22 protein-coding genes are annotated in these 11153 nt (G+C 39.7%); 20 read left to right on the forward strand and 2 right to left on the reverse strand.

Annotated features, from left to right (window positions below; all coding sequences use genetic code 11):
* Nucleotides 1-174: 174 nt before the first annotated feature.
* Complete coding sequence (locus tag N4310_RS05220; protein WP_262092344.1) at nucleotides 175-402, forward strand: helix-turn-helix transcriptional regulator; 228 nt, start codon at nucleotides 175-177, stop codon at nucleotides 400-402.
* Nucleotides 403-420: 18 nt separating this feature from the next.
* Nucleotides 421-663, forward strand: coding sequence for a hypothetical protein (locus N4310_RS05225; RefSeq protein ID WP_262092345.1), 243 nt, complete (start codon nucleotides 421-423; stop codon nucleotides 661-663).
* Here N4310_RS05225 and N4310_RS05230 read toward each other — a convergent pair.
* Nucleotides 644-817: a hypothetical protein gene (locus N4310_RS05230; RefSeq protein ID WP_262092346.1), complete on the reverse strand. Its 174-nt coding sequence runs from the start codon at nucleotides 815-817 to the stop codon at nucleotides 644-646. The two genes, N4310_RS05225 and N4310_RS05230, sit on opposite strands and share 20 nt — an antisense overlap.
* A gap of 78 nt (nucleotides 818-895) precedes the next feature.
* On the opposite strand from N4310_RS05230, the gene N4310_RS05235 reads away from it, so the two are divergent.
* The 10 genes from N4310_RS05235 to N4310_RS05280 all read left to right on the forward strand — a co-directional run bounded on the left by N4310_RS05235 (nucleotide 896) and on the right by N4310_RS05280 (nucleotide 5245).
* Nucleotides 896-1027, forward strand: coding sequence for a hypothetical protein (locus N4310_RS05235; protein WP_262092347.1), 132 nt, complete (start codon nucleotides 896-898; stop codon nucleotides 1025-1027).
* Nucleotides 1028-1050: 23 nt separating this feature from the next.
* The gene (locus N4310_RS05240) at nucleotides 1051-1344 is read left to right on the forward strand and encodes an ImmA/IrrE family metallo-endopeptidase (protein WP_262092348.1); all 294 of its coding nucleotides are present in this window, start codon (nucleotides 1051-1053) and stop codon (nucleotides 1342-1344) included.
* 19 nt (nucleotides 1345-1363) lie between these two features.
* A complete protein-coding gene (locus N4310_RS05245) occupies nucleotides 1364-1552 on the forward strand; it encodes a hypothetical protein (protein WP_160332030.1) in 189 nt (62 codons plus the stop codon).
* Nucleotides 1553-1564: 12 nt separating this feature from the next.
* Complete coding sequence (locus tag N4310_RS05250; RefSeq protein ID WP_262092349.1) at nucleotides 1565-1786, forward strand: hypothetical protein; 222 nt, start codon at nucleotides 1565-1567, stop codon at nucleotides 1784-1786.
* 400 nt (nucleotides 1787-2186) lie between these two features.
* A complete protein-coding gene (locus N4310_RS05255) occupies nucleotides 2187-2480 on the forward strand; it encodes a DNA-binding protein (protein ID WP_262092350.1) in 294 nt (97 codons plus the stop codon).
* A 103-nt stretch (nucleotides 2481-2583) separates the two neighbouring features.
* Entirely contained in the window at nucleotides 2584-2772 is a 189-nt protein-coding gene (locus N4310_RS05260) for a hypothetical protein (protein ID WP_262092351.1), read from the forward strand.
* An 11-nt stretch (nucleotides 2773-2783) separates the two neighbouring features.
* Nucleotides 2784-3125 carry a hypothetical protein gene (locus tag N4310_RS05265; RefSeq protein WP_262092352.1) on the forward strand — a complete coding sequence of 114 codons (342 nt, stop codon included), beginning with the start codon at nucleotides 2784-2786 and terminating at the stop codon, nucleotides 3123-3125.
* A complete protein-coding gene (locus N4310_RS05270; protein ID WP_262092353.1) occupies nucleotides 3125-3607 on the forward strand; it encodes a siphovirus Gp157 family protein in 483 nt (160 codons plus the stop codon). Before N4310_RS05265 ends, N4310_RS05270 begins: the two co-directional genes overlap by 1 nt.
* Nucleotides 3607-4092: a hypothetical protein gene (locus tag N4310_RS05275; protein WP_262092354.1), complete on the forward strand. Its 486-nt coding sequence runs from the start codon at nucleotides 3607-3609 to the stop codon at nucleotides 4090-4092. The genes N4310_RS05270 and N4310_RS05275 overlap by 1 nt, the downstream gene beginning before the upstream one ends.
* A complete protein-coding gene (locus N4310_RS05280) occupies nucleotides 4061-5245 on the forward strand; it encodes a DEAD/DEAH box helicase family protein (RefSeq protein ID WP_262092363.1) in 1185 nt (394 codons plus the stop codon). Before N4310_RS05275 ends, N4310_RS05280 begins: the two co-directional genes overlap by 32 nt.
* Before the next feature lie 116 nt (nucleotides 5246-5361).
* On the opposite strand, the gene N4310_RS05285 is transcribed toward N4310_RS05280, so the two are convergent.
* The gene (locus tag N4310_RS05285; RefSeq protein WP_262092355.1) at nucleotides 5362-5601 is read right to left on the reverse strand and encodes a hypothetical protein; all 240 of its coding nucleotides are present in this window, start codon (nucleotides 5599-5601) and stop codon (nucleotides 5362-5364) included.
* Nucleotides 5602-5657: 56 nt separating this feature from the next.
* On the opposite strand from N4310_RS05285, the gene N4310_RS05290 reads away from it, so the two are divergent.
* The 8 genes from N4310_RS05290 to N4310_RS05325 all read left to right on the forward strand — a co-directional run bounded on the left by N4310_RS05290 (nucleotide 5658) and on the right by N4310_RS05325 (nucleotide 11132).
* Complete coding sequence (locus N4310_RS05290; RefSeq protein ID WP_262092356.1) at nucleotides 5658-6467, forward strand: ATP-binding protein; 810 nt, start codon at nucleotides 5658-5660, stop codon at nucleotides 6465-6467.
* 19 nt (nucleotides 6468-6486) lie between these two features.
* On the forward strand, nucleotides 6487-6996 hold the full coding sequence (locus N4310_RS05295) for a hypothetical protein (RefSeq protein ID WP_262092357.1): 510 nt from the start codon (nucleotides 6487-6489) through the stop codon (nucleotides 6994-6996).
* A gap of 169 nt (nucleotides 6997-7165) precedes the next feature.
* Nucleotides 7166-7987 carry a bifunctional DNA primase/polymerase gene (locus tag N4310_RS05300; protein WP_262092358.1) on the forward strand — a complete coding sequence of 274 codons (822 nt, stop codon included), beginning with the start codon at nucleotides 7166-7168 and terminating at the stop codon, nucleotides 7985-7987.
* A gap of 41 nt (nucleotides 7988-8028) precedes the next feature.
* Complete coding sequence (locus tag N4310_RS05305) at nucleotides 8029-9327, forward strand: virulence-associated E family protein (protein WP_338092441.1); 1299 nt, start codon at nucleotides 8029-8031, stop codon at nucleotides 9325-9327.
* 320 nt (nucleotides 9328-9647) lie between these two features.
* Nucleotides 9648-9794 (forward strand): hypothetical protein, encoded by a 147-nt coding sequence (locus N4310_RS05310; protein ID WP_262092360.1) that lies wholly within the window; start codon nucleotides 9648-9650, stop codon nucleotides 9792-9794.
* Nucleotides 9795-10000: 206 nt separating this feature from the next.
* Entirely contained in the window at nucleotides 10001-10240 is a 240-nt protein-coding gene (locus N4310_RS05315) for a DUF3310 domain-containing protein (RefSeq protein WP_262092364.1), read from the forward strand.
* Nucleotides 10241-10395: 155 nt separating this feature from the next.
* A complete protein-coding gene (locus N4310_RS05320; RefSeq protein ID WP_262092361.1) occupies nucleotides 10396-10548 on the forward strand; it encodes a hypothetical protein in 153 nt (50 codons plus the stop codon).
* A gap of 149 nt (nucleotides 10549-10697) precedes the next feature.
* Nucleotides 10698-11132 carry a beta-sandwich lipoprotein gene (locus N4310_RS05325; RefSeq protein WP_262092362.1) on the forward strand — a complete coding sequence of 145 codons (435 nt, stop codon included), beginning with the start codon at nucleotides 10698-10700 and terminating at the stop codon, nucleotides 11130-11132.
* Nucleotides 11133-11153: the final 21 nt, after the last annotated feature.

The following is an 11153-nucleotide window of genomic DNA, read 5'->3' on the forward strand; positions in this document are numbered from 1 at the left end:
AAACCATTCGTTTGCGTTTGGCAATCTATAAAGTCTCATATCTCATTCTCCAATCGTTTTTCTTTAATTATACCAAAACCATAAGCCAGAATTGGTCTTTTCCGTGGTTCGATTCCACGGCTGGCTGTTGCCCAACAGGGCGAATAAAATTTTATAGGAAGGGAGGTGGCGGTGATGCAGTGGACACTAGAAGCTATGCGTATAAATCGAGGTTTAACTCAGAGTGAACTTGCTGAAAAATTTGGAGTGTCTAGTCAAACTATCGCACGATTGGAAAAAGATAGTTCTGATATCGGCTATCAGCTATTGAAAAAGTATTTGACATTTTTTAATGTTAAATTTGATGATATTTTTTTAGGTAAAAAATACGAAAATTTCGTAGATTTAAAAAGTGGTGTCTAGTCATAAAGGAGGCGTAGGATGATGGAAAACCAAACTTTGATTTTTTTATCGAACATCCAAAAAATGTTCAGGGATATTGAAGAAGCCTATGAAAACGAAAAAGACCCCCTTGCAAGGTGCGAACTTGCAAAAGGGTACTTAGTTTTAGGCGATTTCCTAGATAATGCAGGTGTTTTATCTACCGAACTGAACAGAGAGTCTGTTGCAATTACAATAGACTCGAAAAAAGTCGGGGAAATAATCAAAAATCGTTATTTATAGCCTTTAGCGCTGCTGAATAGGCATTTCGATAGATAGCGTATATATCAAAGGGGTTTTGTTTATCGTATTTACCAGAACGAATATTCGACGCTTCGATTTTTGTGGCTAAGAGAGCTGAATCATGCGCTCTCTGTTCATTTGTTAATTTATCCATAACTTTCCCCTCCTTTCTATCTTGATAACTCGATTATAGCACTGGAGAGGAGGTAGGCAAAAGGAAAAGAGGTAAGTAATGACAGAAAAACTAATTCATAATTGGGAAAGGAAAAATCATCAGTTAAGTCAACTGATGATTGATAGCCTAGAAGGCTTGGATGTTTGGGAGACGGTTCTGGCTCTCGGAAAAATTAGGAAAGGGATATAGAGAGGTAGTGATGGAGAATGGCATTGAACAAGAAAACCATTAAAGTTTGTGGTCTGACTTATACAGTCGTTGTGACTGAGTATTTTAAAGCGGGAGATGATGATAGGAATCTCTGGGGATATTGCGACCATGAAAGTCAAACAATCTACATTAGAGAATCGTTGTCAGAACAAAAGAAAAGGCAAGTGCTAATCCATGAGTTAACACATGCCGTCTTGCACGAAGCTGGATATCCAGAACAAGATGAGGATATGGTCAATCGCTTTTCCATTATTCTTCATCAGGTTTTACAAGATAATCAAGGTTTAATGACTTGAATCAGAAGGGAGAGAAGTCATGATTAATATCATCACAGAGTACGATAATGCTTTATTTATCAATGATTACCGAGTGCCTTTTGTGCTAAAAGACTCTGTTGTCTTTGATAAGGAGAATGGACAAGTGACGCTGACTATTGCAGTAAGTGATTATTATCGTGTTTTTGAACAAATGGAAGTTGAAGAAACGTATAAATTCTCTGATTAGGAGGTGGGATAAATGTTTAAAAATAAAACCAACCAATCTTTAAAGAACACAGTTGAAAGGTTAGAGGTGGAGAATGAAGCCTTACGATCTGAGTGCCGCTTCTTGAGAAAGATGATTGATGATGAACGTAACTTCTTTCTACAGGTACTAAAATATAATTCGGTTGAAGAGTACAGAAAAGTTCGTCGTATGAATCTGGATCATGCAAAAAAGAGTTGCTCAGCGCAACCCTAAAAAATCAACCATGATGTTCTGTAGGCATGCAGAAAAAACAACCATCAAATTTTTTCCAAGATAATTTTCTAGCATTCTGCATTGCTTGAAAGTCATAGGTGAACTCCCCAATGTATGAAGCATTATGAAGATTAGGCATGTATTTACAATTTGATCTATGAACTTCATGATTTCCATGCGAATCGGTTTTGTCGTTGTACCAGTAATAAGGCATAATTTTTCCTCCTTTCCGTGAATTTTTGAGTAAAAATAATGAACGCTTTCTACTCAAAATCATTATATTACGCTAGGGGAGTATGGATAATGTTACCCGCTAATGAAAAAAAGCCCCAACAAACGGCAATTCGTCAGGGGCTAACTAAAATAAATCACTTTAAGTATACCACAGAAAGGAGTTTTTATGGACGATATAGCAGATAGTTTAATAAAACGGTTTATTTCGAAGTTAAAGGTGGCAATCGCAGAAGTCTTTGAAACCTTCAACATTGAACTTGCTCTACCTTTGATTTTAAACAGTGAGCAATGTAAGAAGTTGCTTGGTGTTAGTAACTATGAACGTTTCCAAGAAATAATTTCCATTCCTGGTTTTCCAAAGATTGACAAAGGTAAAGGTTCCCATGTTCGCTTTCCGAGAGATGCAGTCGTGGAATGGATGAAGAAGAATTGGGAACTAATGGGCACCTCTAAAAACTAAATTTCTGAAAATCTAAATGTTGATTTATCAAGGTTTGAGTGATTAAATTTGAAGAAAAACTGGGGTTTTTAGAGGTGCCCTAATATAGAAAAAGGAGACAAACATGATTACAACAATTTCACTAATGGTTAATATTGCAGCTATTGCATTTCTTGCGCTAAATCTGCGAAAGAAAAAAACTCAGATTAAAGTTTCAGAAGTTCGTGAACGTCCAGTTGGCTTCATTGATTACAAGACTGGGCGGCGCGTGGATATTAACCAGGCAACTAGAAAAGAAGAGTTTGTGAATTAGGAGGAGAAATAATGACACAATCAGAGCGTATCCGAGAGTATTATAAGGGACATCCCGATGCTAGCTACAAAGAGGTAGAAGAAGCTCTGGATGTAAAGAATGGGACAGTCCGAAATGTAGTCAATAGGGATATCAAAGCGGGTCTATGTATCCGTTCGGAAGATGGAGGTTTAGATTATTCACCCTATCAGGTAAAAAATGAAGCTCTCGTTGATTTGTTGGATTGGAAAAATGATAATAGGCGAGAGTGGGTTGATATGCTGACGAGAGCAGCAGAAAAGGAAACTGATAGCAATACCATGCGCCTATTAATTAAAGAAGCAAATAAACTGATGAAAGAGGTGACTAGATAATGGCGACTTTATATGATTTAACAGGGCAGTTCCTGAATATTTACCAAATGGACATCGATGAAGATACCAAGCTCGACACGATTGAGTCTATGGGATTGATTGAAGATTTGGAAGATAAGGCGGAAGGATACGCCAAGGTTATTCGAAATCTGGAGGCGGATAAAGCTAGTTATAAGGTAGAAAAAGAGCGCTTTGCTGCTAAGGAAAAGGCAGTTGATAACAAGATTAAACTGCTAAAAACTAATCTTCAAACAGCCATGGAACTGACCGGTTTGACCAAGATTGACGGGGAACTCTTTAATTTATCTCTACAAAAAACTAAGGATAGCGTCATCATCGAAGAGGATAAGCTACCAAAGAAATACTGGAATAAGAAAGTGACAGAAATTCCTGATAAGAAGGGACTCTATGACCTGCTTAAGGAAGGGAAGAAAATCAAAGGTGCAAGTCTACAAGAAAATAGAAGTTTGAGGATTCGATAATGCGAATTTTAGCGATTGATCCAAGCAGTAACAAAATCAAGACATCGACAACAGGAATTGTCTTATTGGAAAATGCCCGCCTGGTTGATAGCTGGGTAGTAGAATACGGGACTGAGGGTTTTTGGAGCTGGTTTCAAGCGATTGGTTGTGACCTTGATTGTGATGTTGTAGTCATTGAGAAGTTTGAGGCTAGAGACAATGACCATTCAAAAGATAACTCGGTTCTGGAAACCATCGCTGCTATTCAACTTCGCTATCCGGAGGCTATTTTACAGCGGAATGCTGGCTATCAGTCAGATATTCCCAATAATTTACTGAAGGTTCTGGGGCTGTGGAAGTTCGAAAAGAGCCACCACCAAGATGTTAGGGCTGCCGCAAGGCTTGGACTCTTCTGGGCCATGCGCAACGACATGGAAGAAGTTATTCAAGACATCGGGAAGGCGGTGAGAGAGTATCGCGTTAGAACTCAGAAAATGGCAAGCTGAAGCAATTAGGCGAACAGACCGCCTGACCAATGGGATTTTTTTAGAGGCTCTTGGGGGCCGTGGTAAGACAATCTGTGCGCTTGAGATTTGTAAGCATAAGAAAGCCAAGAAGGTGCTAATCGTCAACAACCGTCTCTCTATCCTTGATGGGTGGAAAGAGACGGTTACTAAGTTAGGTTATGACCAAGAAATAAATTTCACCTTTTTAACAGACAGAAGTCTACAAAATAAGGTCAAGAAAGGCAAATTGACCTATGATGTCCTAATCATTGATGAATGGCAGAATATGTCTTCTGAGAAGAATGTCACAGCCTATGCCAAAATTAAGCGTTCTTATACAGTCGGTCTTTCTGCAACCCCTATCCGGAAAAAAGGCCAGAACTTCTATCCGCTTGAAAAAACGATTTTTGGATGGGCCACGCCTAATCGCAAGTTCGATTGGCAGAAAGTCCACGGCAAGATGGTTTATGACGCCTTTACCTATTCTAAGGAGAAGTGGGAAGACTTTAGGGACTATGAAGCCTATATTTCTAATCTTCCTAATTTTTTTCGATGGGAAGAGATTGAGGAGATTGAAAATGCTGTTGAGAACAATGGCTTTGAGACTAAGTTTTACCCGGTCACAGTTCCAGCTGGGAACCCTGAATTGCTAGCAGAATTTCGAAGCCTGAACCTGGTGACCATTGACGGAGCTACGGCCATGGCTAAGCAGTCCTTTGGACGTAAAACCTTTGAGCGATATTTGAATCAAGCGGGTGTCAGAGTGGCTTTCCCAAAATTGAAAGCCATCAATGCAGATACTCCACTTATGCTCAAGCTAGATGGTCTGATTGAGCGGGCACCACACGGCATGCTCATTGTCAGCAACTCTAAACAGATTGTCAATGTCGTCCGGGAACGCCATCCAGAAATTGGAATCTGGACAGGGGACATCCAGGAGGGCTTGGATAACAAGGTTGTTGTCGCAACTAAGCAAGTGCTAGGGGTGGGAGTGGATGGATTGCAGCACAAATATCAGACTATCGTAGTGCTTGATCCAGTAGATGAATCTTCTGGAGAATATGACGACTACCGTCAATTATTATGGCGGATAACAGGAAGTCGTCAGCAACACGATGTAAATGTCATTGAATTTTATTACAAGGAGGAGTAATGTCTTGGAAATTCTAGCTTTAGAAAGAGAAAAAGACCACTTGGAAAAAGTTATCCAAGTAGCCAAAAATGGTGGTGAACGTTTTAGGCCACCTTTTCAAAGACGAACGCTGTCTATCAAAGAGCATCTTTCAATGATTTCTCATAATCTCGATAAACTGAGCGAGCAAGCGCAATGAACCAGGGTTCATAATTGGTGATTTTTAAGTATTTAAAGAACCCATCCTTGGTTTCCAATTCTACGTCATGGGCGTATTTCAAGATTTCTTTGGCGAAAATAACAGGAAAATCAAAGTCTTGTCCATCATCGTAGATCTCGTATTTATCCAATTTTTGCAAATACTCTTTAAAAGTCAAAGGTCTATTTCCTTTCCAAATTGATAGGCCTAGTATATCAAAACAAGGAGAATTAAATGTTTAAACTACCCGAAAACAAACCACAAATTCCGAAAGATACACCACGGAATTACTTCATTTATGGCGAGACCATGAGCGGTAAGTCTTACCTAGCCAATGAATTTCCCAATCCACTCGTCTTGAATACGGATGGAAATGCAGAAGCTAATAGCGTACCAAGTATTCAGTTAGTGAATGAAAAGAATGAGCAGGGGCGGATCACGAATTCAGTTATTAAGCAACTCGGTGAAATTTTATTGGCCCTGCAAACGCAAAAGCATTCATATGAAACAGTTGTCATTGATGTTATTGATGATGTGATTGAGATGATTAAGATTGCAGTGTGTGATGAATTGACCCCAGCTGGCAAACCACGGCTTAAATCATTATCTGAGATTCCCTATGGTAAAGGCTATGATTTCTTTAATCAGGCTATCACAGAGCTTGTAATTGATTTAAAGGCTCTACCGATGAATGTCATCTACATCAGTCGGCAGGTATCCGAATACGATGACAACGGAAATGCGACCAAAGATAAGCCAAGTTTAAAAGACAAGTATGTCAATCTTATCAACGGAAATTCTGATTTGATGATCCATGTCGAAAAGCTAGGGAATAATTATAATCGTGAAGTTGACCGTAAGCGTAAAACTTACTATGCGGACCAGGTTGATGATAAGGCTATTTTAAAAATCTTGGCGACTATTCGGGGCGCTGTAGAACCAGCTAAGGGAAATGCCCAACGGAAGGATGAAGTCGCTAAGACAGGCCGTAAAGCTAAAGAGGTAGCTGCTAAAGAAACAACCTCTGATGATGAACTATTTTAAGAATAAAGGAGAAAAATAAATGAGCTTACTAGATATCGCTAATGCAATTAAAAAAGAAGGTTTTGACCCTCGGAAAGACAGTGCAAATGGTCCAGCACCGATTCCAGCGGGTACTTATCCGGTAGTTTTGAAAAAAGCTACTTTTGATATTTCTGAAAAAGGCTGGGAGAGCCTAGGCTATCAATTTGAAATCCGCGATGGTGAATACAGTGGTCGGTCCGAGTTTGTTCGTTTTGGAACTCTAGAAGAATGGAACGGTAAGAGCTTGAGCTGGGCTGTTGAGCGGACGGTTAAATTTTTCCAAAAGGCTATTGCCTTAGCTAATGATGAGGCTTATAAGAAGGATTTTGAAGATGGAAAAACCATGGAGGAAGCCCTACAACGGAAAGCGGTTGGAACCTATTACAATCTGGTTGTTGAGGTCACACAAGGCAAGGGTGACAAAACCTATCGCAGCTATGATTTGTTAGAGGATGAGTACCAACCTGTGCAGCCAGGAGAAATTGATGATGATGACCTCCCTTTCTAAATCAGTGGGCGGTTGTTGATACAACAGACAGGACTTTTGGACCATTTGCGAGTTACGAGGCGGCCTTTGATTTTATGTTGAAGGACCACCTCAAGGTCAGTGAGTCAGAATATTATGCTGATGGTTGGAGTCAAGAGTTAGTTTATGTGGCGAGTTGGAGTGATAAATTATGAATTCAATGAAGGATTACGCCTTGCAGTATCAAAAATTGGGATTCTCAGTCATTCCCATTAGCCCTAAAAACAAGCGTCCGTTGATTGAGTTTGCGGATAAGGCAGCCATGACGGCAGAGGAGATTGAAGCTTTTTGGAATGGTTACCCCAATGCTAATATAGCGATTAGAACAACCAATTTCTTTGTGATTGATATTGACCGTCATGGCAAATCTGATGGTTTTGAATCTTTAAAAAAATGGAAAGATTTGGATCTGATTGAGCCGACACTCCAGGCCAAAACAGCATCTGGAGGAAAACACCTTTTCTACTTCAAACGTGAAGATAGTCCAATCAGTCAAATGATTGGTTTTCTTCCAGGAGTAGATATTAAGGCCCATGAGAATAACTATGTATTGGTAGCACCGTCTGCGACTGAGAAAGGTCAGTACGAGTGGGATCTGGAAAAGTCCAAGGAGGGTGGGACAATCGTAACACCTTCCAAGGAGTTGATCCAGGCTATCAAGCGTCAGTACGGAAAGACTAATGGTTACCGTTTTGATGGTCAAGATGGTCTAAGAGACTTGAAAAGGCGTTCTTATCAACGGGATAAGACTATGACGACTGAACTATTTGAGACTATAGCTCTTGGTTTTGGCGACGAGGGTGGTCGAAATGATAAGTTGGCCAGCTTTGTGGGCGGTTTGTTGTATCGAGCGGTTGGCGATGAACTTGTCTTACAGCTGGCAAGATTGGCTAATGCTAATAGCTCGAATCCTCTATCAGAGAAAGAGCTAGAGCGGACAGTTGAGAGCATGATCAAGAAAGATAGGAGGTGAAGGTTATTGGTGACGTTGTAAGTATTGATTCGCAACCCAAAATGATACTGACTGCAAAAGGGGATATTAAGGCGAATAGTCCTAGTAATGTGCTGATGTCCTTTAAGGCTGATGACCAACTGAGTATCTATCTAAAGCACAATGATTTTTCCCAAGAACATGAACTCATCAAGGAAATCAAGATAGGCAATACTTTATTCAAAAAAGGGGAGCTGCCTGCTAATTTTGACTCCGTCATTAAGGTCTATTTTGAAAGAGTCCTAGGTGTTGTTTTTTCTAATCAGGCTATGCTTGATGGTATGGAAACGTTTTTCTCGGAGCGCTCCTATAATCCTGTTTTGGAGTATATGGAGACCGCTGCTGAAAATTGGGATGGAAAAAATAGAATTGAGCGGATGTTGCAAGTCTACCTTGGAGCTGAAGATAACCCGCTTATCTCAAAGATTGCGCAAATGTGGCTTGTCGGTGCAGTTGCCAAGGTCTACGATCCCTATATCAAGTTTGATTATGTCTTGGACCTAGTGGGAGGGCAAGGAGTCGGTAAGACCTCCTTGCTTCAAAAGCTAGGTGGTGCCTGGTATACCGATTCAGTTACCGATTTTGCCAATAAGGATAATTACGACATCATGTTGAAATCCTTGATTGTCAATGATGATGAGATGGTGGCAACGAATCGAATGACCTTCGCAGAGACGAAAGCTTTTATTTCAAAAACTAGTCTTCGCTACCGAAAGCCTTACATGAAAAGGACGGAAGAGTTTGCCAAAAACTTTGTCCTGGCTCGAACAACAAACCAAAAAGAGTATTTGAAGGATAAGACCGGAGAACGCCGCTTCCTACCTGTGATGGCTGATGGTGGCAGGCAGAAGAAGCACCCGATGGAGATTGAGCCCGATACGATTGAGCAAATCTGGGGAGAAGCCGTTACGATTTACAAATCCGGAGTGGATTTGATGTTTGATGACGAAACCGAAGCAGAGTTGAATACTTATCGGGAGAAATTTATGTATCGAGATGAAGTCGAATTGCAGATTTTGGAATACTTAGACATGCCGGTTCCTACGGCCTGGGAATCTTGGCCTAGACAAAAACAGCACCGCTATACTCAGCGATGGTTTTCAAATGACAAATCTGATGAACATTGGGAGCCAGGAGAGGTTCCTTTGGACAAAATTTCTACTCGTGAGATGATGTTCAACATTTTCTATAAAAAGACGGACGATCGAAAATTGGCTCGAAAAATCAATCTCATTATGGATAATCATCCTGAGTGGGAGAAGGGACAATTTAGGCTTGGTGGAAAGATGGTCAGAGGATTCAAGAGAAAAAAATTACCGTGACACTCTAGAAAGTTAGTGGTACATCCGTTACACTTTGGGAAATTTAGGGTTACAGTGGTACGGTTAAGGTTACACTTGAGAAGTCTGAAAAAAGGCTTTAAATCAAGGTTTATAAGAGTTATATATACTACTGTACCACTGTACCACTTATTTTAGAAAAAATAATAAAAAAATATCATAAATAGAGAAAGCCTATTAAATGGGGATTTCTAAAAATTATTTTTTAATTTTTTGTTTTTTAGCGTTACAGTGGTACACCTTGATTTTTTAGGAATAAAAGGGGTCGAATTCGACCAGTTTAGAAATGAGGAAGGAGCGAAATGACAGAAAAAAAGAGTTATGTAGTCGAATACTGGTTTCAAGGTGAATATCGGGACTCGAAGTATTTTGAAACCAGAAAAGAAGCAATGGAATGGATGGATGAGAATAAGTCGTCTGTCTATGATTTTAAAATGGTGGAGGTGTGAAATGAATTTACTACGAACTTTCGGTTTTTTATTTCTGTACTACGTCACTATGAGTAAGCTTGGTGCAGAGTTTGATACTTTGGAGTCTCTCTTGATAGGAGTAGCAGCTGCCCCATTGTTTTTCAGAACTAAAAAGGAGAGATAGTATGCAGTGTAAATATTGTGGGGCATTTATTCAAGTTGGTCACACAAACAAAATACTAGGAATGGTAGACGTAATCCACAACCCAAAGCACTATCAAGGCAAGTACGGTTTAGAAGCTATTGAAATTATTGATAATTTCATTGGAGACTTAGAAGGTAAGGCAGCCTGGTCATGGGGTAACGCAATCAAGTATCTTACTCGTTTTCAGAAGAAAAACGGACTAGAGGATTTGAAGAAGGCCCGTAAAAATTTAGATTGGCTAATTGAGGAGATGGAGAAAAATGAGCAATTACAGAGTTAAGCATTTTGTATATATGATAGCGAGTGATATTGAGGATAATGTAAATGATTTCATTAGAGAAAACAAGATTGAAGTTTTGAGATATACCTTAATTTCGCCTACTTTAGAAACATTACCTCTATTTGTCGGCATTCTAGAATACGAGGAGCTGGATCATGAAGATTGATGATAAGCAAGTCAACGTGTTTGGACAGTATCTGTTTTTAGTAGATGGCAAGTGGATTTCTGTAAGTCCTTACGATTTTCACTGTTATCGAATTGGGGATACAGTTCCGCAGTATGTGCTGGAAAGGGCGAAATATTTATGATTGGACCATGTCATTTTTGTAAACAAGAAAAAGAAATTGCAGCTAGAGGGATAGCTTGCGGACCAGGAGGGGGATTCGTGGGACTTTGTTACGAATGTTCCTTCGCACTGTTTGAAGATGATGAAGATGATGATTGAGGAGAAAAATCAATGAAAAAATTATTAGTTTGTATTTTAGGAACGACTTTGCTTTTAGGAGCTTGTAGTAAAGCAGATCGTATTTCTTATAACGTGTCGAGAGAAGCAGATGATATTAACATTGTCCGGAAAATTACAGTTATCAATGCCATCAAAGGTGAAGTGCTGTATCAAGTGACAGGAAAGATGTCTATCACCGCTGATACAGACGACAATCAACTGGAGATTATTGCAGAAGATGATAAGGGTGGCTACAAAAAGCATTTTATCGGCTTATCTGATAATGTGACCTACGTCGTTGAAGATATTACTGGAAAAGATGTCAGCGATACTAAGTACACTTTGATTTTCAATCCTGACATGGTGATTCCGATTGATACGAAGTTGTCGAGGGTGTGTCAAGAATTTTGTGTAAACTCCAAAGCAGAGTTTGAATGTGTGTATTAATCGGACAAGGAATTGTAAGGA

The sequence above is a fragment of the Streptococcus danieliae genome, from assembly GCF_025447695.1.
GTDB classification, from domain to species: Bacteria; Bacillota; Bacilli; order Lactobacillales; family Streptococcaceae; genus Streptococcus; species Streptococcus danieliae.

Excerpts from the sequence above, each read along its gene's own strand:
- N4310_RS05220 (WP_262092344.1), top strand. The coding sequence starts at position 175 with ATGCAGTGGACACTAGAAGCTATGCGTATAAATCGAGGTTTAACTCAG.
- N4310_RS05225 (WP_262092345.1), top strand. The coding sequence starts at position 421 with ATGATGGAAAACCAAACTTTGATTTTTTTATCGAACATCCAAAAAATG.
- N4310_RS05230 (WP_262092346.1), bottom strand. The coding sequence starts at position 817 with ATGGATAAATTAACAAATGAACAGAGAGCGCATGATTCAGCTCTCTTA.
- N4310_RS05235 (WP_262092347.1), top strand. The coding sequence starts at position 896 with ATGACAGAAAAACTAATTCATAATTGGGAAAGGAAAAATCATCAGTTA.
- N4310_RS05245 (WP_160332030.1), top strand. The coding sequence starts at position 1,364 with ATGATTAATATCATCACAGAGTACGATAATGCTTTATTTATCAATGAT.
- N4310_RS05250 (WP_262092349.1), top strand. The coding sequence starts at position 1,565 with ATGTTTAAAAATAAAACCAACCAATCTTTAAAGAACACAGTTGAAAGG.
- N4310_RS05255 (WP_262092350.1), top strand. The coding sequence starts at position 2,187 with ATGGACGATATAGCAGATAGTTTAATAAAACGGTTTATTTCGAAGTTA.
- N4310_RS05260 (WP_262092351.1), top strand. The coding sequence starts at position 2,584 with ATGATTACAACAATTTCACTAATGGTTAATATTGCAGCTATTGCATTT.
- N4310_RS05265 (WP_262092352.1), top strand. The coding sequence starts at position 2,784 with ATGACACAATCAGAGCGTATCCGAGAGTATTATAAGGGACATCCCGAT.
- N4310_RS05270 (WP_262092353.1), top strand. The coding sequence starts at position 3,125 with ATGGCGACTTTATATGATTTAACAGGGCAGTTCCTGAATATTTACCAA.
- N4310_RS05275 (WP_262092354.1), top strand. The coding sequence starts at position 3,607 with ATGCGAATTTTAGCGATTGATCCAAGCAGTAACAAAATCAAGACATCG.
- N4310_RS05290 (WP_262092356.1), top strand. The coding sequence starts at position 5,658 with ATGTTTAAACTACCCGAAAACAAACCACAAATTCCGAAAGATACACCA.
- N4310_RS05295 (WP_262092357.1), top strand. The coding sequence starts at position 6,487 with ATGAGCTTACTAGATATCGCTAATGCAATTAAAAAAGAAGGTTTTGAC.
- N4310_RS05300 (WP_262092358.1), top strand. The coding sequence starts at position 7,166 with ATGAATTCAATGAAGGATTACGCCTTGCAGTATCAAAAATTGGGATTC.
- N4310_RS05305 (WP_338092441.1), top strand. The coding sequence starts at position 8,029 with ATGATACTGACTGCAAAAGGGGATATTAAGGCGAATAGTCCTAGTAAT.
- N4310_RS05310 (WP_262092360.1), top strand. The coding sequence starts at position 9,648 with ATGACAGAAAAAAAGAGTTATGTAGTCGAATACTGGTTTCAAGGTGAA.
- N4310_RS05315 (WP_262092364.1), top strand. The coding sequence starts at position 10,001 with ATGGTAGACGTAATCCACAACCCAAAGCACTATCAAGGCAAGTACGGT.
- N4310_RS05320 (WP_262092361.1), top strand. The coding sequence starts at position 10,396 with ATGAAGATTGATGATAAGCAAGTCAACGTGTTTGGACAGTATCTGTTT.
- N4310_RS05325 (WP_262092362.1), top strand. The coding sequence starts at position 10,698 with ATGAAAAAATTATTAGTTTGTATTTTAGGAACGACTTTGCTTTTAGGA.